Source organism: Dyadobacter sp. CY261, assembly GCF_021440085.1.
GTDB lineage: Bacteria > Bacteroidota > Bacteroidia > Cytophagales > Spirosomataceae > Dyadobacter.
On record NZ_JAKCPW010000005.1, the window covers coordinates 398129 to 424850 of the forward strand.

Below are 26722 nucleotides of genomic sequence, written 5' to 3' on the forward strand. Positions count from 1 at the left end.
AAAACTTGGTGCGGATTATTGCGGTTTTAACGCAATGTAATTTATTGAATACCAACTATAATTATTTCATTATTCACCGAAACGACTTTTAACTGTAAACCGCAAACTATGATTAAACAAAAAACGCAAACGCCTAACGAACAGAGATTTATAACTAAAATTCGTGTTTTCCAAGACTGCATGAGAAACGTTTAACAAGCCTTACTACATGAAAAATACCGATACCAACCAATGGTTGCTCCGAATGAGGAGCATCCGAAACTCTTTATTGCTTCTGCCCGCGCTCGCAAGCCCTGTGATTGTAAACGCAGCCCTCGCCAACTCCGGAATTACTGCTACCATCCGCGCCGATAAAAACCTCAAAGGAAAAGTTACCGATAAAGAAACCGGTGACGGCCTTCCGGGCGTGAACGTGGTTGTCAAAGGTACCAGCACCGGTACCACTACCGACGGAGATGGTAACTATACGCTTTCCGTACCTGACAATGCTACGCTGGTTTTCAGCTTCGTAGGTTACCTTAGCCAGGAACTCCCTGTTGGCAACCGCACTTCCCTCGATGTATCGCTTTCATCCGACTCCAAAGCACTTAGCGAAGTAGTCGTGATCGGGTACGGTACCGCGAAAAAATCGGACCTTACCGGTTCCGTAGGTTCCGTAAAAGAAGAACAACTGAGAGAACGCCCTGCTCCTTCCCTCAACCAGGCATTGCAAGGTAAAATCGCCGGGGTACAGGTGAACGTGAACTCGGGTCGTCCGGGTGGCCGTGCCAACGTGCGTATCCGTGGTTTCAGCTCTATCAACTCATCCAACAACCCATTGTACGTGGTGGATGGAGTAATGCTGCCACAAGGTAACCAGAACCAGCAGAGCCAGGCGATCGACTTCATCAACCCGAACGACATCGTGTCGGTGGAGGTGTTGAAAGACGCATCTTCGACTGCGATTTATGGTGCGCGTGGTGCCAATGGTGTGATCATGGTAACAACAAAACGAGGCAGATCCGGTGAAAGCCAGATTACTTATGGTCTTGATTTGAGTGTGCCCACAGCTGGCCCTAAAAGAGCGAAAGTATTGAACGCCAAGGAGTATATGGCTGTGGAAGACCTCGCTTACAAGAATATGGAGAAATTCGACCCGGAAGGTTGGGCTGCTAAAAAATATGTTAGCCACGATCCGCAGGTACGCCGTGCTACATTGGCTGCTGCGCATCCCGACGTATTCACCAAGAACGCCGACGGGACATTTTCGCCCAACTACGATACCGACTGGTTCAAAGAATCTACTCAGAACCGCGTTTCTCAAAACCACCAGTTGGGTTTTAGCGGCGGTAATGAAAGAACCACCTACTCGCTGTCACTCAACTACCGCGACGACCAGGGTCTGATCAAGACTTCTTATCTGAAACGTTATGCTACACGTTTCAGCATCGACGACCAGGTGAAGAAATGGTTACGCCTCGGTGGAACGTTGAGCTACAACAACCAGGCTGAAAACCTTGTCGACATTAACGATGCGGTGCCACGCCAGATGGTAGAAGACTTTCCGTTCCTTCCTGTGAAATATCCTGACGGGACCTATGCCAATAACCGGGATTTCCCGGGTGCAGAAGGCACTATGAGCTCAGTTCACCGCCTGAACGGACGTAAATTCAACCTTAACACCCAAACTACGCTGGGTAGCCTTTACGGAAACATCACCCTTGCCAAAGGCCTTGAATTCCGCTCGGTATTAGGTGTGAACGTGATCACACAGGAAGTAAACCAGTCGCAAACGCGTACATTGACGCCTAACGAATTGGGTACTGCGAGAAAAGAGAACAGAAAAGAGACTTTCTGGTCGTGGGAGAACTTGTTGACTTACAACAAAACATTCGGTATCCACTCGATCAATGCCCTCGCCGGTATTTCATGGCAGGAAACGAACGTAAGCACGACAGGCGTAGGAGCTCAGAACTTCTCAACCGACTACTACACTTTCGACAACCTGGGTGCCGGATCTGTTGCGCCTTCATCCAACCCATATGTGTCAGGTGCATCGCGTTTTGCATTTAACTCGTACTTCGGTCGTTTGAACTATACATTGCTCGACAAATACCTTTTCACGGTGACCGGCCGTGCGGATGGCTCTTCGAAATTTGGTGAAGACCACAGATTTGCATTCTTCCCATCGGCAGCCCTTGCGTGGAAAGTATCTGATGAAGAGTTTCTCAAAGGCAATCCGATCATTTCGGGCTTGAAAGTTCGTACCAGCTATGGTTTGACAGGTAACTCGGAAATTCCTCCATATTCGTCACTAGGATTGCTGAGATCCAACTATGCTGCGGTTTACGGCGACACACGTTTCGGCGGGACAGGTATCAACAGGCTTGCTAACAACGATTTGCGCTGGGAAAAAACGGCTCAGACCGACGCTGGTTTCGAAATCAGTTTCCTCAAAGGAAGAATCTCGCTCGAAGCTGACTACTACTACCGTAAAACCACCGACATGCTTCTCGATGCGCCTGTACCACGTACAAGCGGTTACGCGACGATCCGTCGTAACATCGGTTCAATGGAAAACAAAGGTTTCGAGTTCGGTTTGAATACGGTTAACATCGAAACGCAGAAATTCTCATGGAATACCAGCTTCAATATCTCGTTCAACAGAAACAAAGTATTGTCACTGGCGACGCCATCGGATATCTTCGGTGTGGGCGGTCCATCGATCACCAACCAAACGAGCATCATCCGTATCGGACAGCCTGCTGGCGCATTCTGGGGACTTACCCGTCTGGGCACCTGGAGTGAAGCTGAAAGAGACCAGGCTGCGAAATTCACCAGCTACCGTGGTAACCTGAAAATGCTCCCAGGAGATATCAAGTACAAGGACGTGAATGGCGACAATGCGATCACCGACGCTGACCGTGGCATTATCGGTAACGGTAGCCCGAAAGGATGGGGATCATTCTCCAACAACATCCGCTACGGAAACTTTGACCTGACCCTCGATCTGCAATTCTCTTACGGAAACGACCTGATGGACATGAACCTGCACGCCAGCGAAGACCGCCAGGCACTAGCCAACAGCTACAAAACTGTGCTGGATGCCTGGACGCCTGAAAATCAGAACTCATCGATCGCGCAGATCCGTGATACCAAGGCTGGTTACGTAACCAACGTAGATACGCACTGGATCTTCGACGGTTCATTTATCCGTGGCCGTAACCTGTTGCTGGGATACAATTTCCCGTCGGAACTTGCAAGCAAGTTGAAACTGAGCAAACTGAGACTTTATCTGTCTGCACAGAACTTCTTCCTGATCAGCAAATATCCGTTCGGCGATCCAGAGCAGACTCCTATCCGCGGTGGCGATGCAGACAACGTATTCTCACAAGGGATGATCTGGCACAGCTATCCTAAACCAACCACATTCCTGGGTGGTATTCAGGTCGCATTCTAACAACCGGAACCGTTGCATCATTTAAAAAATGAATTTCAGCATGAAACTATATAACAAGAATTTCTTTAAGCTTATGCTCTGCGGGGCTATCCTGCTGGGCCCGACAGCCTGCTCCGACTTCCTCGACGAGCAGGATCCGTCCAACCTTCAACCGGATACCTTCTACACCATTCCTGATCACGCGGAAGCTGCGATAGCGGCTACCTACGCAGAAATGCGTTTCTACGGCGACGGTGCGGGTATCTTCTCGGCCAACTGGCAAATGCTGGAAGCCGTAACCGGTACCGCTACTACTGAAACGGGCCAGAACTCCGATCTGAACAACCTGTACGCCCTCATTTACGATGGTAACACAGGCCATATCAGCAATTTTTGGAACGGCTTGTACCGTGTGATTGCCAACGCCAACCTGGCGATTGAAAAGATCCCTGGTATCAAATTTCCTGCGGGCGGTGAAGCTCAGCAAGTAAGGCTGCTCGGCGAAGCTCGTTTCCTGCGTGCATGGGCTTATTTCTATGCGGTGAGATTGTGGGGTGATGTTCCTTTGATCACTAAGCCTCAAACTGCGAGCTCGGAGGACTTCTTCCCAGCGAGAGCACCCCAGGAGGAAGTTTATAAGCTGATCGTGGATGACCTCGTTGCTGCCGAAGCTGCCGGATTTGCAGATTTCAACACCAACGGACGCGTGTCTAAAATGGCAGTGAAGTCGTTCTTGTCAAAAGTGTATCTGACAATGGCAGGTTTTCCTTTGCAAAAAGGACAGTCGCACTACAAACTCGCGGCTGACAAAGCGGCCGAAGTAATCGCTTACTCGAAAGCGAACCCTTCGACGCTCAACCTGTTTGCTACCTACAAAGAACTGCACCAGGAAAACCTGAAAAACCGGGTAGAGCACCTGTTCCAAATCCAGTACAACGCCGTAGTGGCAGCTTTCCCGCTGAACGACTACTTCCCGAACTTCAAAGCGGTAACGTATGCAGGATTGAGCGGAACAGGAAGCACAGTACCTACAATGTCGTTTTACAACTCTTACGAACCAGGTGACCTACGTACCAAAGACCAGGAAGGCTGGTTCTATACCACCTACTATACCAACGGTACAGGAGATAAATTCGACCTGGGTGCACCTTACGTGTTCAAGTACTTTAACATCACTGCGCTGGGCGGACCAGGCATTACGCCCACCCGTCTGAACAACTTGAACGTAAACCAGATGCGTTTCGCAGAAGTATTGCTCATTTTCGCAGAAGCACAGAACGAGCTCACTGGCCCTACTCAGGATGCTTACGATGCTTACAAACGCATCCGCGACCGTGCACAACTGAAAACGCCTGCTTTGGGTACATTCACCAAAGCCTCTTTCCAGGAAGCCGTATGGAAAGAGCGCTGGTATGAATTCGCTTACGAAGGTATTACCTGGTTCGATATGGTTCGTCTTCGCAAAGTGTTCAACGAGCAAACCAAACTATTCGACAATTTTGTAGGCCACCGCAACCTCAATGTAAGTGGCGGAGCACCATTGCTGGAAAAACACCTGTTGTTCCCGCTGGGTATCCAGGAAATGACAAACAACCCAAGCCTGAAACCTCAGAATCCGGGTTACTAATATTTTCTTATCTGTTTTATGAAAGCCGGCCTTCATCTGAGGGCCGGCTTTTTTCGTTCTTATGCCATAATTCCGCCCCGAAACCTATTTTCTTTTATCTTCACCATTTAAGTTTACCAAAGCATTTCGCAGATGTTGGAAAGGATTTGTCATACGGTCGGTCCGCTTGCCTACTGTCGTGCCGCTATCATGTGCCTGATCATGGCGGCTACGCAAGTGGACGCACAGCTCATCATCACCAGTCCTGTATTAAACCAGGTCATGCAGCGCAATGCTTTGGGCACGGCTACTATTTCCATTACAGCTTACGCGCATTACCCATACGCCCGCATCAATGCTGCATTGATCCCGATCGAAGGGAATACCAATGGAATGCAGGAGCAGCAGTTTGACCAGGCCCAGCTACAACAGGGATTTTTACACACCACATTCACCGCTCCCGCCGGTTGGTACCGCCTCAAACTGACCGGCACGGCCGACCATGACATGACCGATTCCGCATTCGTAGACCGTGTAGGCGTGGGGGAAGTCTTCCTCATTACCGGTAATTCAAATGCAATGGGCCTCCCGGGCCTCGGCGCAAAAGACGCTTCCGCCAATGTTGTTTCTTTTAATGCATTGAACAAAACGCTTAATAACGAAAACATCACCATCGCCCCCGACGGCCCGATGCCTCCACCTGCATTTGAACCGCTGAAAAGCACCAGCAACATTTTCCCGAATGGCGAAACTTCCTGGTATTGGGGAGAATTGGGGGACTTATTATTTCAAAGATGGAAAACACCGGTGCTGTTCTTCAATACCGCCTGGGCCGCAGCTAATGCAGAAAACTATCGTGATGCCGCTTCGGGTAAGGATGCGTACAATTTATATGTAGGTAAATACTGGCCCAACCGGCAGCCTTACAGCAATATCGTCAACACGATGCGCTATTTAACTTCACTGACAGGCGTCCGCGCGGTGCTTTGGTCGCATGGCGAAAACGATGCGCAGTTGGGTTTTAATGAAAATCAGTATTTCGAAGGTATCAGAACATTGATTTTGAACAGCCGGACTGATTCCGGCTATAACATTCCCTGGTACATTGCCCGCAATTCGGCCAGCAACCAACTAAAAGACCCTTATCTCCCAGTTCTGAACGCACAAAACCGGCTGATAGCACTCACTGGTTTCAATGCGTTTCAAGGCCCCTATCTCGATACGATCCAAATCCCAAGGCCCACATCGGCGCATTTTGAAAATGTACCCGGCGGAGTCCAGGGGCTTACACTTGCCGCCGCCGCCTGGAACAGAAGCCTGGCGGATACAGCTATCGCGAGGACTATTCCATTGCAGCCCGCATACGCATTACATACAGGTGTCACGCCCGCACGCGCGTACCCTGGCGCGTCTTTCGAGGTGCCATTTGCGATTAGTGGTAATACTCCGGCTTCATGGCAAATTGCCGCGGAGTTGTGGGATGCACAGGGGCAATTTATTGCAACGGTGGGCACCGGTGATCGCAATCCCATAAGTGTGCAATTACCGGGCGATCTCGACGATGGCGTGTACACTATCCGTCTTATCGGCCAGAACCCAATCTTGCCTGGCGGCGTCTCACAACCACTTTACATCGAAAATTCATTGCGAAGCATCGAATATGTAAGCAGCATCGGCGTGCGGTCGGTCGGGAACGCCATGCTCGTTACCTGGACCACGGCGCCTATACCAGGACTGGCCACCATGACTTTGCAGAAAACCACCGACGGATCCCATTATAACGACCTCCAAACTTTCAATGCACCGGGTAGCGATGCATCCGGTGTTTACGGATTCACCGATGCGGGAGCCGAAAACGGGACAATCTTTTACCGATTAAAACTGAATTATGCCGACGGCACCACCGCCTATTCCACCATTGTGACACTTTTCCGCGACGGCGCACCTGCCCCATGGACGGTTTTCCCGAACCCCGTTACACAACAGCAGTTTTACATTACACCCTCCATCGAAACCAATATTACCTGCCGCCTTTACGACGCCGCCGGTCGCGAGCATCCAATTTACGCATCACCCCGCGAAGCGGTCGGGCTGATTTCCGTGCGCCCGGTTTACGCACTGCCGGCAGGTAAATACATCCTAAAAATCACGTCGGCCGATCAAACCCATACCCGGAGCATTGTTTTTTATTGAAAAAAATATACATTATTAATAAACAGTATATTCCAACGCTTAAAAAGCTTGTTGTGTCCACTGGTTAAGTACTCCGTTCTGATTTACCGAAACGTCTGCCTTATGAAAAAACTGCTACTCATTGCACTGATTATAAATACGTTGACTGCCTGCACCAGCAGCAAAAACGACAACCCTGTACCTCGTGAAATATCAGAGGTTGCGCTCAAAGATTACCACATTATTTCCATCGCTTTCGACGCCGCAGGAACCGCCTGGCTAGGAACGCTCAGCCAGGGGCTTATCCGGTACAGCGGATCGAATATCTCCGTTTTTGATTCCACCAATTCCATTTTACACAAAGCCCCCATCTGGGACATCGATCTTGACAAAAAGGGCAATGTATGGATCGGGACGGACGACCTGGTGAGGTATGACGGCTCGAAGTTTACCCGCATCGAACCTTCTCAATACGATCTTCCCAGAAACGCGGTGAGATCGATTGCGATCGATGGGGCCGATAATGTCTGGTTCTCAGCAGGCGCATCCCAACAGGGTGGGCTGGTCAAATATGATGGGAACCGTTTCAGCACATTTACGCCCGAAAATTCCTCGCTGCCAGGCAATCTGGTCGCCGGCATTGCCATTGACAAGGAAAATACGGTTTGGGTAGCGCTGAACGATGGCGTCACTACCACTTCGATCGTTCGTATCAGTAATGGTAAATGGGATATTTTCGGCGAAAAAGAACTTGGTTTTAGTCCCTACTATTATGGCAATATCGTGACCAACCAAGAGAACGAATTGCTGGCATCTATCAATTACGGGCTGTCCAGCAGTATAGTCCCCGGGCGTCCACAGATATTCAGGTTTAACGGACAGTCGACTCAGGTCATCAATCTCCCGCAAGACGATAAGTTGGTTTATATGACCCAACAGATCTTTGTCGATCGTGACAACCGAATATGGGCGTCGTTTTGGAGCAATAAGGAATATGGCGTGTTTCAGAACGGAAACTGGGAACTTAAAGACCTGGATGAAAGCGGGGGTATATTCGCATTCGCCCAAAGCCCAACCGGCGAAATATGGCTGGGAGGAGGTAAGGGGATTTTTATTTTGAAGTAAAAAATCGAATGTCGCCCTGTGCGCAGTCGAAGGGACGTGCGCTCAGGGCGACATTGATATTTTAATCCTCAAACAAATTCCCCAACCCGCCGATCACCGAACCGCTTTCCTTTTTGGCATTAGGCCCATATGAAGAAAGTCGCTGGATCAGCTTAGAAATCGGCATCGATTGGATCCAGCAACGACCTGTTCCACGTAATGTAGCCAGGAACATCCCCTCCCCCCCAAATACCATCGATTTCAAGCCTCCCGAACGTTGGATATCAAAGCTCAGCGACTGTTCGAATGCCACCACGCAACCGGTGTCGATCCGTAGGGCCTCGTTATTCAGTTGCTTTTCCATCACCACACCGCCCGCATGCACGAATGCCATCCCATCGCCTTTTATCTTTTGCAGGATAAACCCTTCGCCACCGAACAAGCCTGATCCGAAGCGCTGGTTAAAATGGATTTTCATGCTTGTACCCATCGCCGCGCAAAGGAAACCATCCTTCTGCACGATAAGCTCATTTCCGTAGATTTTCGACAGGTCGATCGGCATGACCGTTCCCGGGTAAGGCGCCGAAAACGCTACTTTTTTCTTTCCTACGCCACGATTGGTAAAGTGCGTCATAAAAAGCGATTCGCCGGTAAGCAAACGTGTTCCCGCCTGGAAAATTTTGCCCATAATACTCTGGTTGGCCTCTGAGCCATCGCCCATTTTGGTTTCGAACTGAATGCCGTCTTCCATAAATAGCATGGCACCGGCTTCGGCGATCACGGTTTCATTTGGATCCAGTTCAATTTCCACAACCTGGATGTCGTCGCCAATGATTTTGTAGTCGATTTCGTGTGAGATCATTTTTTCGTAAAAGGTTTATAGGTTGGTCAAAACGAACTGCATGTACGGCCTGCTATTCCTCCTCCTCTTCCTCCCCGGATGTTTTCTTCTTGGATTTACGGGTTTTACGGCCAGGGATATCCTCCCGGTCACGGAGCTTCTTGTCATCCACATTTTTATTCAGAAATTCATTGATACGGTCCATATCAAAGCTCGTGGTGATCTCACCGAACGAATTGATCTGGATATCAAAACCTTCCAAATCTTTATGCACACGTGGTTTTTCCGGTGCAGGTTTCGACGTTTCAGACTGTTTTTTCTTAGCCATGTGTTTGATAGCAATGGGCCGCCGGGCGGTCCGTTTATTCACTTGTTACGAAATTATGCAATGATCTCCGCGACATCAACGTAATTTGATCCTACGGTTTCCCCCGGCCTACGCCAGCCTGATTTGCGCTGATAAGCGGCTCAAAGCGGTTTCCAGCCTTTTCACCACTTCTTCTTTCCCGAGTATCTCCATGATGATCATCAAATCCGGGCCAGCACCTGCACCAGTCACCGCGAGGCGCAGTGCCTGCATAATCTTGCCCATTTTGATACCCGCCGACTCCATTGTCGCCGAAAGTACTTCCTTGATATCGTGTGCCACGAAATGACCCTCAAAAGCCGCCAATGCTTCTTTGAAAGTTCCAATCGCATTCACAGCCTCTTCATTCCATTTCTTGATTACCACATCCTGGTCGTAAACCTCAGGTGCCTCGAACAAAAAGAGCGACTCGGAAACGATCTCCTTGATGAAATGTACACGGTCTTTCAATAAATGTACGATTTGCACGAGCTGGTCATGACTTACCTCTATGCCTTTCGCTACGTACAATGGTTTCAGTTCTTCAATGATTGCTGTGTCATCGAGTTGTTTCAAATACTGCTGGTTAAACCAGTTGGCTTTCTGGATATCAAATCTCGCACCCGCCTTATGTACGCGTTCGAAGCTGAATGAGGAAATGAGTTCATCCATACTAAAAATCTCCTGCTCGGTACCTGCATTCCACCCCAGCATTGCGAGGAAGTTGGCTGTCGCACTTGGCAAATAACCTTCTTCACGGAAACCCCTTGCTTTGTCGCCGGTATTAGGGTCGGTCCATTCCAAGGGAAAAATCGGGAAACCGCCGAGGTCTGCATCGCGTTTCGAGAGTTTGCCGTTACCGTCCGGTTTGAGCAGCAATGGCAAATGCGCAAACTGCGGCATGGTGCTTTCCCAGCCCAGATAGCGGTAAAGCAGCACATGCAACGGAGCCGACGGGAGCCACTCTTCGCCGCGAATGACATGGGTAATGCCCATCAGATGGTCGTCCACGATGTTCGCCAAATGATAAGTAGGCATTCCATCCGATTTCAAAAGCACCTTATCATCGATCTGTGACGAATGTACCACAACCCAGCCGCGGATGAGGTCGTTGAAACGGACATCTTCCTTTGGCATGATCTTCATCCGGACCACGTAAGGATCGCCGCTTTCAAGCCGTGCCTGGGTTTCTTCGGCCGACAGTGTCAGGGAGTTCGTCATTTCCAACCGCGTGATCGCATTGTATTGCACGGCGGCCACTTTTGCAGCTTCCAGGCGTTTACGCATATCATCCAGCTGCTCAGGCGTATCGAAAGCATAGTATGCCTTTCCTTCCTCAACCAGTCTTTCCGCATATTCGCGGTACATTTCTTTTCTTTCCGACTGCCGGTAAGGCGCATGCGGCCCACCTTGCTGCGGGCCTTCATCGATCCCGATGCCAAGCCAACCCAAGGCTTCCAGAATGTATGCCTCGGCTCCCGGAACGTAACGGTTCTGGTCGGTATCTTCGATCCGAAGCAGCATTTGGCCGCCTTGCTGGCGCGCAAACAGGTAATTATACAGGGCCGTGCGCACACCGCCCGCATGCAGCGGACCAGTAGGACTAGGCGCAAAACGCACCCTGACAGGTCTATTATTCATTATTCAAAAAATTAATTACTAGTTCTATCGTATTGCCGGGTGTTGTCATCGGTTGTCAGGAATTGTCATTTACTTAAAAAACTAGCTATAAGTGACTACAACTGACCACACTTGCCCACAACTGACTTTCCGTCACTCAACCGCAATCACCGATATTTCGACATTCACATCCTTGGGCAGGCGTGCTACCTGTACGGTTTCCCGCGCGGGGGGTTCTTTGGTAAAAAAGCTGCCGTAAATTTCGTTTACGGAGGCAAAGTCATTCATATCGCGCAGGAAAATGCTGGCTTTCACCACGTTTTGGAAACCAAGGCCTGCGGCACCCAAAATATGTCCGATATTCTGCATCACTACCCCGGTCTCCGCTTTGATATCCCCGGACTTGGCCAGCTCGGCAGCGATCTGCCCTGAAACGTAGACTGTGCCATTTACTTTAACAGCCTGGCTGTAAGGACCAATGGGGGCCGGTGCTTTATCTGAAAATATGATCTGCTTGGGCATAAGTTACAAAGAGTTGATCCCGCAAAATTACCAAATTATGCCGTGCCTACCGACTTATCCGGCGTTAAAAAGCGCTTTCAATTCGGCCGCTTCCGTGGCATTCATGCGCCCGGCCAGCACCAGCCGTAACTGACGGCGGCGGAGCGCACTCAGGTACAACTCATTTTCATCCTCGGTTTCCGGTTCAAGCGGGGGAACTTCTATGGGGCGGCCATTCTGGTCGACGGCCACAAAAGTGTAGAAAGCGCGGTTAGTACTCACCCGCTGACCAGCCGGAATATCCTCCGCCCAAACTTCGATAAACACTTCCATCGAAGAATTAAACGCCCGGGTAACCTTGGCGTGCATAGTAACGATATTACCCAGGCGGATAGGCTCGGAGAAAGAGACATTATCCACCGAAGCCGTCACGACGATACGATTGGAATGCTTTTGTGCCGAAATCGCAGCACAAATATCCATCCAGTGCAGCAGCCGTCCTCCCATCAGATTATTGAGTGTATTGGTATCATTGGGAAGCACCATTTCGGTCATGGTCACTTCGGATTGATGGGGCTTTTTCGGTTTGAGCATATGGTAATGAAATGATTTAAAACTTGGGGCAACGGGTTTTTCGCCGCTCAATGTTCTGCGCCCGGTTACCGATCGAATAGGTCGCACGGACTTGCAGAAACAGGTAACTATCCTTGCTTTTCGCACTTCCCCGGTTCCAGCCTGGCTGGCGCAACGGTTCCCCGATCTCATATGAACGGTCGGACAACTGCCGCGCAATATCGCTCGACAACTGGTCGGGATTCGGGTAAACCGTGCTCACGTCATCGAGATAATCGGACCTGACGAAGTTGTTGCAAAGTTCGAGGCCGAGACTTAGCCTTTCAGTAGTTTTAACAGAAACACCTATCCCGGCAGTGAAAACCAGCGGTGTCCGCTTGTATTTCACACCTTCCGTTGTGAGTGGCGCCAGACTGTACCAGGTTCCATCGAGCTTCGCTTTCGGGTTCAAATGCGTAAAACCCACACCTCCGAAGAGGTAAGGACTAATAGACTCCTGGCGATTATATGCAAAAAGATCAGCCTGGAAACCCAGGTTAATATCCGGGTTGAATGTTTTAAATGAAAGGTTGTTCTGGTAGTTTTTAGAATATTTCTGATTTCCGGAAACCTGATAGAGACGCAATTCCCCGCGTGCGCTAACGTGTTCGGTGAGCCGGTACAATGCTCCCAGCGAGATCGACGGCCCGAGGCCCAGGTGTTTCAAGTTCACCCCATCGTTCAGATCTCCCATATAATAGGCTACTCCTACGCCTCCCGTTATACTTAATACACCGAATGGATCAGTAAAGCGGCCGCTACCTTTGGGTCGGCCCTGTGCGGAACTCTTTGTAATGGCAGCAGCGAAGATTAGCAGAAAGAACGCCAGGCACAAATAATGCTTAGCACAAGGTTTGCTTCTCATTTTTCTCTGGTAAAAGTTTAATTATGGGCTAACCGGGTCAGAATTTAAACAGCGTACTTTTTAGGTCCAAAGAGAAGGTAAATGTCTGTAAATATATGACTCTTGTCCAAATATGTTGCTTTCAGACGAAATTAAGGAACACAAAAAAGGCCCGCAATGCAGGCCTTTTTTGTGTTCGTGGTGAATATTAATCGATTGTCTTTAATCTCTTTTAACCGAGCTTGCACCCGAAGTGCTGGAATGCACATCTTTCACTGAACCTGAGTAACGGACGCTACTCGCCCCGCTAGCCTCTGCATTGAGCGTTGCGTTGGCAAGCACAGCTGCACTGCTGGCACCGGATGCGTCGATATTGACCGTTTTGGCAGAAAAATCACGACCCTTGAATGAAGAAGCACCCGAAACCTCGCCGGTCAGTATGTCGCCATCCCCGGTAAGTATCAGCGACGATGCGCCGGAAAGGTCAACTGTCACCTTAGGCGACGACAGGCTCATTGTTACCTGCGATGCACCCGACACTTCGATATCCATTGTTTTGACCCCATTGAAACGGGCAACATTCGCTTTGGAAGCGCCCGAAAAATCTACCCCATCCAATGCGGGCAAGGTAATGCTGATATCAACAGTCTTGCGGTTTTTGTTCCAACCATTGCTTTTATAACCCAAATGCAGGGTGCCGCCTCTAACCGACGACTCCATATCTTCCAGGTCCTCTGAACGGCCGGTTGCGGTTACGCTGAAACTGCTTCCCTGCTTAACATCTATTTTGAATGCGCTGCCGATGGAGAGCTTGGTAAAGCCGGACACCGAGAATTTGCGTGTTTCCTGTGCAGACACCTGACACGACAATGCGGTAATCAAAAGGGCTGCGATCAGGAATAGTTGCGTTCTTTTCATGGTTTAACAAGTTAGATTTTCGGGAAAGATGGCAAGAATGCCGGTGACGTTGCACCGGCATTCAAAATATTACTGCATATTGATCTTGCTCGCTCCGCTGGCATGCCTGTTCAGGTTAGGAACATGGCTAAGTTCCACTTTGGAAGCACCGGAAGCTTCCACGTCAGCATTCTGGATCGTCATTTCGGTGGCTGTCAGCTTGCACGCGCCGTGGGCATCCAGCTTCGCCGATTTAGCCGAACCTCTCAGTGTAGCTTTTGAAGCACCGGAAATATTGACCGTCAGTTGATCCGTAGTCACATTCACTTCCGATTTAGAAGCTCCTGACACCTGTACATCCAGCTTGGGCAGGTCTTTGAATTCGGTCACCAACGTTTTATTGGCTCCTGAAAGGGATACCGCTTCGATCGTCGGCATGGTAATCACCAATCCTACCCGCTCCCATTTCTCGCTGTCGAACAGCTTGAACTCACGGGTCCGTTTTACCCGCAGCACACCATCTTCCACCGTCACTTTAAGGTCGTCGATATGCTCCTGGTTATCCGCATCGGCCGTCACGGTGTATTCCGAACCCTGGCGGATGATAATCGAATAAGCCCCTCCGATATCCACCTTTTTGAATTCCGAAACCGGGAATTGCTTGCTGTAACTGCCTCTGTCGCCCAATTCCAGGTCGCTGTTATCATTGTATTCAAATGAATAGCCCGAATTGTTTTCGTCTTCGCTGGTTTCGCTGCGGATGTATTTGGCAGGAATATTGGTACAAACGAGTCCCGAATCCCGGCGCATAACCCATATCAGGTTGCTCCACACTACTTCGTCATCATGTCCGAGATCATAGCGTTTCAGATTGCGCTGCTCTTGTTCCCAGTCGTTCAACAAGTAGTAGAAGTCGCGGGTCATTACAAATGGCTTGTTGTAGGGAATGCTCAATGTAAGATCGATCTCCTGGTCGCGGAACCTGGTGCGGCCCGCGATAAGCGGCCCTTCGGCGAAACTAAACACCGAATCCTTGAATGTGGGGTTATATAAGATGTCCTTTGCATTCTGTTCTGCGCTTTCACGTGACCGGCCTCTCGCCTTCAGTACCTTTTCCAATTTAATGCTGTCGCTCCCGCTATGACCTGTCAGGCGCATATCCACATCAATATTCTCCTCGTCATTATCGTAATCAAAATTCAGTGTCAAGGTACCATTTGGCGCGGTGTAATAGGTCGTTTCAACTATTTCGCCCCTTTTTGCAAAATTCTGCTGGTAAGAAACGCCACCCACAGTGGCTCCTATTACGCCCACGATCCAGAGACCAAGCAAGGTCAGCCATACGCTGCCGCCGACGATCCTTTTATTCGAAACCAATGTCAGACCCAGCAAAAGAAAGGTAATCAAAGGAATAGCAGCTACGAAAAGGCCGGAAATGATCAGTATTTCAGGCAACTCCTGGTAGATCACAAATGGAAGAGGCAAGTTATCGAATGCCCCCGCGCTGGTCAGCCCCAACGCAATGCCTGCCGCGATCACCAATCCCAGCAATCCCATCGCCGCGGTCCCGATCAGGAATGCGCCGATTAATACCCGGACAATCGGTCCCAACCCTCTGAACAACTTACCCAGTGCATTGAGAACCAACCCGATCGCACGGAAGGGTAGCAACAGGATTTTAGCTATAACATGCTCTTCTCCCCCTCTTTCTTCCAAATTGAGGCTCTGTTTGATGTTCGACTCAATATTGGAGAGGGTAATAGGCTCCCCCTGCATTTCCATTTTTTCAGTTAATGTATTGGCATTAGGCGCGATCACCCAGAGCACTATATAGATTAGAAAACCTGTTCCAAATAATAGAATGGATAATACCCATAGAAAACGTACCACACCCAGATCGATGCCAAAATAAGAAGCCACACCCGCAGCCACACCGCCTACTACCTTGCGATCCGGATCACGGTAAAATTTCTTCACTTGTGCATCTTCTTCGAGCGTGGCAGAACCCGGGAATGCAACCCACATAGCAATGTAAACCAGCACCGTAAATCCGGAAATCGGCCCGAATACGTCTTCCGCATTCATATCCAGCATCCCTGAACCTGCTGGCAAGCCTACCACCGCAAACAGGAAAGCAAGCCTCACCCAGATCGCGTCGACGGTGAAGTAATGTGCCAGACCGGCCGCCACGCCACCCAGAAGCTTCCTGCGAAGGTCCCGGTAAAGTTTCTTTGGTGTGCCTGGTCTTACTGGTTCCGTTTTTGGCGGAATTGGTGCATTGTGGCTGGTATAAGTCTCTTGTTTTGGGGCGGATGAGTGCGAGGCAGCCCCTAATGGATCGGCTAGTATATCCTCCGCCTGCTCGATGGCCTCGAAATCTGCCACAGTACCCATTGCAGCGATCAATTCGTCCACATCCGAAAGCGATATGACCTGCTTGTTCTCTACCTTTTGTTTATTCAAAAACCGCTCCGCAATCCTGCCCTCAATGTCTGAAAGGATTTCCTTGCTATCCGCGAACGAAGAAAAGTACTTCTGGATAGACGCAAGATAACCTTTCAGTTTCTCGTAGCCATCCTCCTCGATGTGGAAGATAATGCCGCCTATATTTATGCTGATTGTTTTTTTCATGATTGAAATAATCGAATGTCTCTTAGTGATCAGTTAGGGTCAGGAAGATTGCTTGAAGCTGTTCTACTCAATTCCTCTGTGCGTTTAATCACGGTTTGCACCGACTCGGCGAGTTCAAACCACGTAGCCTGCATCGCATCCAGGAAGATCTTCCCCTCATCCGTCAAAACATAATATTTCCTTGGAGGGCCCGAAGACGACTCCACCCATTTGTAATCCAGCCAGCCCGAGTTTTTTAATCTGGTAAGAAGAGGGTATAATGTGCCTTCCACCACCATGATGTGAGCGGACGTTAATTCATCCAACATATCCGAGGCATACACTTCGCCCCTGGATATGATGTGCAGGATGCAGAATTCCAAAATTCCCTTCCGCATCTGCACTTGGGCATTTTCAATATTCATGTGGTTTCATGTGTTAATTTTAAATGAATATGTTCATGGCTAATAGATAGAATTCAAATCCTAACAATACAAAGGTATACACAGGTACTTTGCGATGCAAGGTACCATGTTAAAAAAATATTCTCGTTTGGATGAATGGTTATTTTAAAGTGCCAACCGGTTAAAAATCCCTTTGGCAGAAATCAAGTTAGTATATTACAAGAATACTCATCGATTAGTAACTCAGAAACCTGACTGTTTTGAACACAAAACCACAACTTTATATCATCGCCGCGATGAGCGAAAGTCATGTGATCGGACTGAATAACAGCCTGCCATGGCACCTGCCCGACGAATGGGCGCATTTCCGCAAAGTCACGGCCAACAAGGCATTTCTCATGGGTAGAAAGAGCTTCGAAGCCCCCGACGCGCTGCATTCGGACTACCGGAATGTGATCGTTACGTCCAATCCACCGGCTATCGCAGGGCCATATACGGAATACGCAAAAGATATTTTGGAGGCGATCGCGTTACTTTCCGATGAAACCGACGTATTCATTTTGGGCGGTGCCAGCATTTTCAAACAAATGCTTCCGCTGGCCAACAGAATGTATTTGACCATCGTACACGCACAAGTAGAGGGCGATGCTTATTTCCCGGCATGCGATCCGGACGACTGGCAGCTTGCGAGCTCAGAGTTTCATGACACCGATGACGATCATGTCTATTCGTTTTCCATGAACCTGTATTTGCGAAGGCAGCCGGAGTAAGCCAATGATCCTTGTGCGTCAAAAACTAACCAGGATGACAAGGATTTTAACACACACGTTTCTCACCATTTGCTACCTCTTACACGGTTTCATTGGTAATGCCCAACAACCATATGGCAACGAATGGATCGACTACAACCGGCCTTACCTTCGCATTCCCGTTGTAGAAACCGGGATTTACAAAATCACCGCCCCCGAACTTGCAGCCCACCGTATTCCGGTTGACTCGATTTCCATATCCGGCATCCGGATGTTCAGGCACGGCATCGAGCAGGCGATTGAAGTGCAGGGTAGTTTGTCGGGAATACTGGGCTTGGATGGTTACATTGTTTTTGATGGTCAAAGAAATGACGGTAAGATCGACAGTTCACTTTACACATCTCCCGGGGCAATGCCGCATCCTTTCTATAATCTGTATTCCGACACCTCCGCCTATTTTCTGACTTGGAAAGATGACGGGAAGCTCAATCTGCGAACCAAATTTCCCACGCCCGGAGCTGCAACAGACACCGCGACCGTGCATTGGGAAGAGTTATTGCAACTTTTCACCTCCCACTACCTCCCCGGCAGATTTTTCCCGGCAGAAAGCAGCTATGATAACGGCTCATTGCTGACTGCCTATGACGAAGGCGAAGGATGGACAGGCCCGCAAATCGCCAATAACATGCCGTTTGAAGTTGTGTTAAAAACAAATAATCTGGTTCGAAGCGGGTCACTAAATGTCAATTGCGAAATGCTTCTCGCCGGCTGGGCGCCGGGTATGCATTCATTTGCATTATGGTCTGGAAGCAGTAGCGATTTGAAGAGAAAGCTGACTGATATCATGGTAACTGGAAGGGAAACGAAACGCATTCATTTCCAACTACCTGCTAAAGACTTTGATGTAGACGGTCTTTCAACGCTAACACTGATGCCCACTGGCGTGGGCGGGCACGTGTCTGTCTCGTATGTGCGCATGCGCTATCTGATGGCTGGCAAACGCGTAGCGCCCGAACCAATGCGAATCCTTGCTCCACGACTTGTACATTTCGCGCCTATCGATTCGAAAACGGAGTACCTTATCATCACGCACCCACTCATGCGGGCACCAGTGACCGGGCTCGATCCTGTCGATGAATATGTGCATTATCGTATCTCGAAAAAAGGCGGTGGATATAAAACCATGGCGGTGCACAGCTACGAACTTTACGATCAGTTCAATGGCGGGCAGCCCGGGCCTCAGGGCATCCGTAATGCAATCCGATGGCTAAATGATCAGGGACATTTGAAATTTGTATTGCTGGCGGGCAGGTCCATCGATCCACAAAAAGCGCGAAAAATGAAGGAGGCATGGCAAACTGACATGATTCCCAATGCTGGCTGGCCAGGGTCCGACATCGCTTTGACAATGGGAAAAAAAAATCCTTTTCCCTCAGTTCCTATCGGTCGTATCAATGCATTAAACGCTCGCCAATTGCTCGACTACCTACGTAAAGTGCAGGCCGTGGAAGCAGAACCGGCATCTTCGAAATGGCGAAAACGGATCATGCATCTGAGCGGAGGAAGGTCACTGGATGAATTGAACCTGTTCAGGACTTACATCAAGTCTTTTGAAGAAAAGCTCAGCAATTCGTCACTCGCTAACCATGTTACTTCCATTTCGAAACTGACGGATAATGCCGTAGAAGAGATCCAAATAGATAAGCAAGTCAATGAAGGAGTAGCGCTTATGACACTGTTTGGCCATTCGGCAATCGATGTAACGGACATTGATATTGGCCGCGCCGGCGATCCGGCGCGTAACTATCAGAACCATCCGCGTTACCCGGCCATCATGGTGAACGGCTGTGCGGCAGGCAGCATATTCTATTCAACCCAAACACTAAGCAGCGACTGGATTTTCGCTCCGGAAAGCGGGGCCGTGCTTTTTCTCGCCCATACTTTCAACGGGCCCTCGACCGCATTGAAACGTTATACAGACATTTTCTACGAAGTGCTGGCCGATTCGGCGTTTACCAGTAAACCTTTTGGGATAATACAACAGGAAGCGATCAGAAGAAATATGATACGCGCGCCAGGTATTCTGGACAGCATTACGGTGCAGCAAATGACATTACACGGCGATCCTTCGATACGCATCTTTCCGGCATCTCTTCCAGGCTACGTTTCCGACAGTCAATTCGTCGAATCCAAACAGCTTCCGATCATTCTTGTAACTTTCGATGGCCGGCAACTTGCCAATGGCGAGTATGTTTCCGCAAAGCCGAATATCCGAATCCGTTTTTTTGATGATGATCTTCCGACAGCAAACGATGACACCACCCTGGTTTCCATATGGCTGAAACAAGATTGCGCCGGCTGCACCGATGTTAGAATTCCCATGCACCAGGTAAGCGGGAAAAATATGAATGGTGATTTTTACGAAATAATATTTCAACCCGTTCTGGAACCGGGGAAATATACATTGACCATCCAATGCCGGGACCTGGCCGGTCATTCATCACGTCCTTATAAGATCCACTTTGAAGTACCGGACCGGACCGGATCCATCCAGGCAACAGTTTTTCCAAATCCTTCCGACCGATGGTTCAAGTTTGTCATTTATAGTGAACAGCCGGTGGAGCACGATGTCGAACTGACCATCCTGAACCCATTGGGAACGACCGTCTTCCAAAAATTGTTGCATTGCCGTACTGGCCGCAATGAGTGGTTTTGGTCACCGGGGACACTTTTGGCAGGATTCTACCATTACACGATCCACACTGCGGAAACCACCGGTAGCCCTCCCCTATCTTTCGGGGATATGCACGGGCATTTGCTATACAGCCCCTAGGTACAACTCAGCGGAAGGCTGTTTTACCGCTCTCCCTCATTTTGTTTCCACAAAAACTTATTATTTTTGTCCATTATAAAAAAGATATCCCATTGAAAGAATACGGTAGTAACGTACAAAAATTGGCCGACCACATCGTTAGGATCGAGGACAAAGCCAAGCGCACCCTCTACGCGCATATCCTGGTTGAGCTCATGCGCCAGATACACCCCAACATGCGCGACAACCAGGACTACACCAACAAGCTCTGGGACGACCTGTACATTATTTCCGGTTTCCAGTTGGACGTTGACAGTCCATTTCCTCCACCATCCAAAGAAGCCCTGGGTAAAAAACCGCTTAAGGTGGAGTACAACCAGCAGAACCTGACATTCCGCCATTATGGGCGCAACATTGACCTGCTGCTCGAAAAAGCTTCGCAAACCGAAAATCCCGAAGACCGCCTGGCATTCGTTTCCTATATTTTCCGGCTGATGCGTTCATTTTTCAACGCCTGGAATAAGGATAACCCGGAAGACCATGTGTTGCTAGGCCAGCTGGAACAACTTAGCAAAGGGCGTCTGAAGGAAGAAATCGACTACATACGGACATCAGGTCCGGTGGAAGCCGCTCCAAAGGACCGGAACAACAATCAGGAACGAAACCGCGTAAACCAGGTTGGTTTTAAGCCACAGTCCAGCCATAGCGACCGGCAGGGCAGTAGTAGCCAGGGCAATCAGAACCGCAACCGGAACAACAAATTTTCCAACCGGAACGGAAACAACAACAACACTAATAACAACCGAAATAACAATCGCAAAAAACCTGGAATGTAATATCCAGGTTTCATTTTATACAGTCTCAACTGCCCAAAATTTTCTATGCCATCATTCAAGATTACCGGGGATCGACGTCTCAAGGGTGAAATCGTACCGCAAGGCGCTAAAAACGAAGCATTACAGATTATCTGCGCCGTATTGCTCACCAGGGAGCCGGTCACGATCCATAATATTCCTAATATCCGCGACGTAAATCAGCTCATAAATCTCCTGGGTGACCTGGGCGTACGCCGCACACGTCTGAGTGACTCCTCGATTCGATTTGAGGCCGATGACATTAACCTAGATTACCTGGAATCTGACTCTTTCCGCCAGAAAGCGGCTGCATTGCGCGGCTCGGTCATGTTGCTCGGGCCTATGCTGGCGCGTTTCCGGAAAGGACGTATCCCTCGTCCGGGTGGTGACAAAATCGGTAGAAGAAGGTTGGACACCCATTTTCTGGGTTTTGAGAAACTAGGCGCCACATTCAGCTACGACGAAGAAGATGGCGGGTTCTACCGCGTGGATGCAGCGAATTTGAAAGGTACTTACATGCTGCTCGATGAGGCTTCTGTAACCGGCACAGCCAACGTTTTGATGGCCGCGGTAATGGCCGAAGGAACTACTACGATCTATAATGCCGCCTGTGAGCCCTATTTGCAACAGCTTTGTAAAATGCTGAACCGCATGGGTGCCAAAATCTCCGGTATCGCCTCCAACCTGCTTGTAGTAGAAGGGGTAAGCGAGCTGAAAGGCACCGAACACACCATGCTGCCCGATATGATCGAGATCGGCAGCTTCATCGGCTTAGCGGCAATGACGCAATCGGAAATCACCATTAAAGACTGCCGTATTCCCGAACTGGGCATTATCCCGGATGTTTTTCAGAGATTGGGTATTAAAATGGAATTTCACGGTGACGATATTTTCATTCCCGCACAGGAACGCTACCGCATCGAAAACTATCTCGACGGCTCTACATTGTCGGTAGCCGATGCCCCATGGCCTGGCTTCACACCCGACTTGCTGAGTATCGTGCTCGTTACGGCTACGCAAGCGCAGGGAACCGTGCTCATTCACCAAAAAATGTTCGAAAGCCGCCTGTTCTTTGTGGATAAGCTGATCGAAATGGGTGCGCAAATCATCCTTTGCGACCCACACCGTGCGACAGTCATCGGGCACAACCGCGAAACACAACTACGCGGCATCCGCATGACATCCCCCGACATCCGCGCCGGTGTTGCATTGCTCATAGCAGCCATGTCGGCCAAAGGTGTAAGTATTATCGACAATATCGAACAAATCGATCGCGGTTACCAGAATATCGACACGCGTCTGAACGCGATCGGCGCGGAGATTGTGAGGTTGTAATATTGTATTGAAGACTTAATGTAAACGTCAGTCTGAGCGAATCAAAAAGTCAGTCTGAGCGAACCACAGATGTCAGTCTGAGCCAACCACAGATGTCAGTCTGAGCCGACCACAGATGTCAGTCTGAGTGAATCACAGATGTCAGTCTGAGTGAATCACAAATGTCAGTCTGAGCGCAGTCGAAGACATCCATACCGACAAACATCGTGCATGGCCCTTCGACCGCTCTCAGGGTGACATTCTGCTTTAAAGGCTCCGGCTTACTTCTTCTTGTAACTGCACTTGCTGTTATCCGCTTTTACATAATACGACTTGTAATTTGTCGCTTTCGGATCCATACAGCCTTTTAAATCCAGAACTTCAACCTTTCTGAACTCGACGGGATGGCTTTCGCTTTGCAGGGAGATCGAACCGTGGTCGAGCAACTGGCCGGCGATCATCAGCGAAGGATCGTGCCCACTCACATTGCCACCGCCTAGTTGTGGTTTGTTATATTCCAAAACCATTTCTCCATTGGCAAAATGCTGGATCAGAGAATCGCCTAAGACAAGCACTTCGGCCTTCACCCATTGGTCGCCATTGTAAGTTTTGGATTTTGAAGTGATGCAATGTTGTGTCACAAGCTTACCGTCGATCACTACATTAGTACCAGGCGTGCATAGGTTACAAGTCGTGCGGGTCTTTTCATTTCCACCAAGCAATTGTACCTCGATAGAGGCCGGAAAATCCTGATTTTTGCCCATCGTTGCGGCGGGCTGTCCGTGCACCATGATACCGCTGTTGCGCCATGCCCAGCCTTCGCCCTTGGGTGCCTGCTCTCCTACGAAACGGTACTCAACAGAGATTCGGTAGTAGGAAAAATCGCCTTTATAGAAAATATGGCCGTATTTTTGAGCGAAGTCATCGTACTTATCATAGCGAACAACCATTTTGCCATCCTCCACTCGGAAAGTGTTATTATAATTGTCGTTCAGATCATAGCCCCGGATCTTGATGTCCCAGCCGTCCAGGTTTTTACCATTGAAGAGCTGTTTCCATTCCTGTTTGTCGGCATCTTTTTGACCGAAAACGGTAAGGCACACCAGGCTGAATAGGATCGTGAGTTTAATTTTCATGAATGCAGATTGTGTTAAGATGAATGCTGGCAAGGTTTTGTACAAATAGATATTGGCAAAGTCACCACGGTGGTAAAGATACAACTTCACTATCCATTTCTGATGCCATAGAAACGCATTTACGTGACAGGAATTTTGAATTTGCTGGTGGCTGATTAATCTAAAAAATGCCATATTTCGTAATTAACATTACATCAACGGAGTCTCATTCCCGACCGTTCAATTGCATGAGCCTGAAACCCAAAGAAAAAGTTGCCATATTCTGGTTCCGCCGCGACCTTCGGCTACACGACAATGCGGGACTTTATTACGCCCTTCGGTCAGGATATCAGGTCGTCCCACTTTTTATTTTCGATCGTAACATTCTTGATGACCTGGAAGATAAAAAAGATGCCCGTCTGACATTCATTTACGAAGCAATTTCGAAAATCAGCAATGAGCTGAGAGAAAGAGATGCTGATATTCTCGTTAAATACGGCTTTCCAGTAAACGTTTGGGAGAAACTGGTGGAGGATTATGACATCGCAGAAGTTTACACCAACACCGATTACGAACCCTATGCCACCGAGCGCGACAAGGATGTTTACAGGATTCTGAAAGAAAAAGATATTGTATTTAAAACCTGCAAAGACCAGGTCATATTCGAAAAGCAGGAAATCCTGACTTCCCAAGGTTCGCCTTACACGATTTTCACACCTTACAGCCGGGCCTGGAAGGAGAAATGCAACGGCTTTTACCTCTCTTCCTATCCTACCAAAAAGTATTTCAGACACCTTTACAAGTTGAAAACTGATGAAATGCCCTCGCTGGAAGAAATGGGGTTCGAAAAAGCCGACTACAATTTCCCATCCGATGAGGTGAGCGCCAACCTATTGAAAAACTACGCAAACGAACGGGACTTTCCAGCCAAAGAAGCGACCAGTCGGATCGGCATTCACCTGCGCTTTGGAACTGTAAGCATTCGCGAACTGGCGCGTCACGCTCACGAACATAGTGATACGTTTCTGAGCGAACTGATCTGGCGGGACTTTTACCAGCAAATCCTGTCCAATTTTCCGCACGTCGGTAAAGGCGAGGCATTCCGAAAGGCCTATGATTTCATTCAATGGAGGTACGACAAGGACGATTTTAAGAAATGGTGCGAAGGTAAAACCGGTTACCCGCTTGTGGATGCCGGTATGCGCCAGCTCAATGCGATTGGCTTTATGCACAACCGCGTGCGAATGGTCACAGCAAGCTTTCTTTCGAAGCATTTATTGATCGACTGGCGACTGGGAGAAGCTTATTTCGCACAAAAGTTGCTGGATTATGACCTGGCAGCCAACAATGGCGGCTGGCAATGGGCGGCTGGCTCAGGAACGGATGCCGCGCCGTATTTCCGGATATTTAACCCGGCATCTCAGGCCGAGAAGTTTGATCCTAAAATGGAATATATCAAAAAATGGGTCCCTGAATTTGGCACCTACGAATATCCTTCGCCCATGGTGGACCACAAAATGGCCCGGGAACGCTGCCTTAAAGCTTATAAGGATGCGCTAGATAAGGCGAACAAGTAGCTATTTTCCTCCTGCAATAACAGTAACCATATCTTCCGGACGCAGGTAGTTGTTCGCCATGGCCATCACATCTTCCGCTGTCGTAGCGTGGATGCGTTCGATGTACTGATTGAAAAAATTCGCAGGCAGGCTATCCAGTAACAATATCTTGCGGCGGTCGGCAACCTCGAATGCGGTATTCAATGACCCCGTGAATTCACCCGCCATGAAATTCTTAACAGTTTGTAATTCCTCTGGCCCCACCAGCTCGGTTTGGAGCCGGACTATTTCCTTTCTGATTTCGTCGATGGTTTGCTGAGTAAACTCTTTTTTTACATCGGTTCCTATCATAAAGTACCCTTCATGACGAAACGTCGCAAGGTGTGAGGAAATACCGTAGGTCAGTCCTTTTTCTTCCCGTATATTTTTCATTAACCTCGAACCAAAATACCCTCCCAGAATCTCGTTTGCGACGAGCATTTTGGAATAATCGGGATGATGCCGGTTGAATAACACGCGGCCCATACGGATCGATGACTGCACACTTTCAGGTCTTTCCACTATCGTTTCATCGCCATGGTAGGATTCTGAAGCATTGTAAATTCCACTACCTACCGCTGCGTCCACCCGGTTTTGACCTAATGTGGCATTCACATGCTGCACATCCGCCTCGGCGATCTGCCCTGCCAGCACTACCGTGAATTTACTATTCCGGATAAACCGATCATAATGCACACGGACAGCATCCAGCCCTAGAGCTTCTATCCCCTCTTCGCTCTGGCTATGGCCATAGGGGTGAGCTGCACCAAACAATCGCGCCCTGAATTCGGTAGTTGCCAGATACGCGGTTTTCTCTTTATTCACCTTCAGATTCTGAATGGTGATATTCTTTAATTCCTGAAATTCTTTCTCCGGAAAAGTAGGATTGCCTATCATTTTTTGCACAAGTGGCAGCACATCCGGCAAAAACCGCGACAGACAGTACACCACGATGCCGACGCGGTCGGAGGTGTGACTCATTTCGGTGAACGCTCCCAGGTTATCAAATGCCTCATTGATTTCCTGCGATGTCATACCTTCGACTCCCTCCAGCAACATTTTGATCGCAAAGTACGATGCCGCCACCTCGCTTTCATACCAGTTACCCGCTTCGAAAATACATTCAAGGCGTACCACCGGTTGTTCTCCGATATTGATCACGTGCAGCGCGATACCATTATCTAGCGTGTATGTCCGGGGTTCCGGCAGGTTTACAGTTTCAATGATCTTGAAATCGGGAGCAATGGTACGGTCCAGCAACATGGGAAGCGATGAGTATAAAAAAACGAATGACGTTGCAATAACGCC

Annotated in this window: 20 protein-coding genes; 9 read left to right on the forward strand and 11 right to left on the reverse strand. The window is 49.1% G+C overall.

Annotation, left to right across the window (positions count from 1 at the left end):
• The first annotated feature begins 208 nt into the window (after window positions 1–208).
• From LZD49_RS16750 to LZD49_RS16765, 4 genes are all read left to right on the forward strand, one after another.
• The gene (locus tag LZD49_RS16750; RefSeq protein ID WP_234668714.1) at window positions 209–3439 is read left to right on the forward strand and encodes a TonB-dependent receptor; all 3231 of its coding nucleotides are present in this window, start codon (window positions 209–211) and stop codon (window positions 3437–3439) included.
• Window positions 3440–3479: 40 nt separating this feature from the next.
• Entirely contained in the window at window positions 3480–5045 is a 1566-nt protein-coding gene (locus LZD49_RS16755) for a RagB/SusD family nutrient uptake outer membrane protein (protein WP_234668715.1), read from the forward strand.
• Window positions 5046–5177: 132 nt separating this feature from the next.
• Window positions 5178–7217: a T9SS type A sorting domain-containing protein gene (locus tag LZD49_RS16760; RefSeq protein WP_234668716.1), complete on the forward strand. Its 2040-nt coding sequence runs from the start codon at window positions 5178–5180 to the stop codon at window positions 7215–7217.
• Between the two features lie 102 nt (window positions 7218–7319).
• Window positions 7320–8321: a two-component regulator propeller domain-containing protein gene (locus tag LZD49_RS16765; protein ID WP_234668717.1), complete on the forward strand. Its 1002-nt coding sequence runs from the start codon at window positions 7320–7322 to the stop codon at window positions 8319–8321.
• A 61-nt stretch (window positions 8322–8382) separates the two neighbouring features.
• Here the strand turns inward: LZD49_RS16765 and LZD49_RS16770 are convergent, their stop codons facing one another.
• The 9 genes from LZD49_RS16770 to LZD49_RS16810 form a co-directional block, all read right to left on the reverse strand.
• The gene (locus LZD49_RS16770; protein WP_234668718.1) at window positions 8383–9162 is read right to left on the reverse strand and encodes a TIGR00266 family protein; all 780 of its coding nucleotides are present in this window, start codon (window positions 9160–9162) and stop codon (window positions 8383–8385) included.
• Between the two features lie 52 nt (window positions 9163–9214).
• Complete coding sequence (locus LZD49_RS16775) at window positions 9215–9469, reverse strand: hypothetical protein (RefSeq protein ID WP_234668719.1); 255 nt, start codon at window positions 9467–9469, stop codon at window positions 9215–9217.
• Window positions 9470–9577: 108 nt separating this feature from the next.
• Entirely contained in the window at window positions 9578–11128 is a 1551-nt protein-coding gene (gene gltX / locus LZD49_RS16780; protein WP_234668720.1) for a glutamate--tRNA ligase, read from the reverse strand.
• Between the two features lie 132 nt (window positions 11129–11260).
• Window positions 11261–11629: a Rid family detoxifying hydrolase gene (locus LZD49_RS16785; protein WP_234668721.1), complete on the reverse strand. Its 369-nt coding sequence runs from the start codon at window positions 11627–11629 to the stop codon at window positions 11261–11263.
• 54 nt (window positions 11630–11683) lie between these two features.
• A complete protein-coding gene (locus LZD49_RS16790) occupies window positions 11684–12202 on the reverse strand; it encodes an acyl-CoA thioesterase (protein WP_234668722.1) in 519 nt (172 codons plus the stop codon).
• Between the two features lie 16 nt (window positions 12203–12218).
• Window positions 12219–13085, reverse strand: coding sequence for an outer membrane beta-barrel protein (locus tag LZD49_RS16795; protein WP_234668723.1), 867 nt, complete (start codon window positions 13083–13085; stop codon window positions 12219–12221).
• Between the two features lie 201 nt (window positions 13086–13286).
• Window positions 13287–13982 carry a head GIN domain-containing protein gene (locus LZD49_RS16800; protein ID WP_234668724.1) on the reverse strand — a complete coding sequence of 232 codons (696 nt, stop codon included), beginning with the start codon at window positions 13980–13982 and terminating at the stop codon, window positions 13287–13289.
• Window positions 13983–14051: 69 nt separating this feature from the next.
• Complete coding sequence (locus LZD49_RS16805; RefSeq protein ID WP_234668725.1) at window positions 14052–16592, reverse strand: PspC domain-containing protein; 2541 nt, start codon at window positions 16590–16592, stop codon at window positions 14052–14054.
• A 29-nt stretch (window positions 16593–16621) separates the two neighbouring features.
• A complete protein-coding gene (locus LZD49_RS16810; RefSeq protein ID WP_234668726.1) occupies window positions 16622–16996 on the reverse strand; it encodes a PadR family transcriptional regulator in 375 nt (124 codons plus the stop codon).
• A gap of 239 nt (window positions 16997–17235) precedes the next feature.
• On the opposite strand from LZD49_RS16810, the gene LZD49_RS16815 reads away from it, so the two are divergent.
• The 4 genes from LZD49_RS16815 to murA are packed head-to-tail and all read left to right on the forward strand — an operon-like array spanning window position 17236 to window position 22725.
• Window positions 17236–17745 carry a dihydrofolate reductase gene (locus tag LZD49_RS16815; RefSeq protein WP_234668727.1) on the forward strand — a complete coding sequence of 170 codons (510 nt, stop codon included), beginning with the start codon at window positions 17236–17238 and terminating at the stop codon, window positions 17743–17745.
• Between the two features lie 34 nt (window positions 17746–17779).
• Entirely contained in the window at window positions 17780–20557 is a 2778-nt protein-coding gene (locus tag LZD49_RS16820; protein ID WP_234668728.1) for a C25 family cysteine peptidase, read from the forward strand.
• Window positions 20558–20598: 41 nt separating this feature from the next.
• The gene (locus LZD49_RS16825; RefSeq protein ID WP_255721048.1) at window positions 20599–21372 is read left to right on the forward strand and encodes a DUF4290 domain-containing protein; all 774 of its coding nucleotides are present in this window, start codon (window positions 20599–20601) and stop codon (window positions 21370–21372) included.
• Window positions 21373–21417: 45 nt separating this feature from the next.
• A complete protein-coding gene (gene murA / locus LZD49_RS16830; protein ID WP_234668730.1) occupies window positions 21418–22725 on the forward strand; it encodes a UDP-N-acetylglucosamine 1-carboxyvinyltransferase in 1308 nt (435 codons plus the stop codon).
• Between the two features lie 260 nt (window positions 22726–22985).
• Here the strand turns inward: murA and LZD49_RS16835 are convergent, their stop codons facing one another.
• Window positions 22986–23840 (reverse strand): DUF1080 domain-containing protein, encoded by an 855-nt coding sequence (locus LZD49_RS16835; protein WP_234668731.1) that lies wholly within the window; start codon window positions 23838–23840, stop codon window positions 22986–22988.
• Between the two features lie 227 nt (window positions 23841–24067).
• Here LZD49_RS16835 and LZD49_RS16840 point away from each other — a divergent pair, with 227 nt between their 5' ends.
• On the forward strand, window positions 24068–25396 hold the full coding sequence (locus LZD49_RS16840) for a deoxyribodipyrimidine photo-lyase (RefSeq protein WP_234668732.1): 1329 nt from the start codon (window positions 24068–24070) through the stop codon (window positions 25394–25396).
• Here the strand turns inward: LZD49_RS16840 and LZD49_RS16845 are convergent, their stop codons facing one another.
• Entirely contained in the window at window positions 25397–26677 is a 1281-nt protein-coding gene (locus LZD49_RS16845; protein WP_234668733.1) for a pitrilysin family protein, read from the reverse strand.
• Window positions 26678–26722 lie beyond the last annotated feature (45 nt).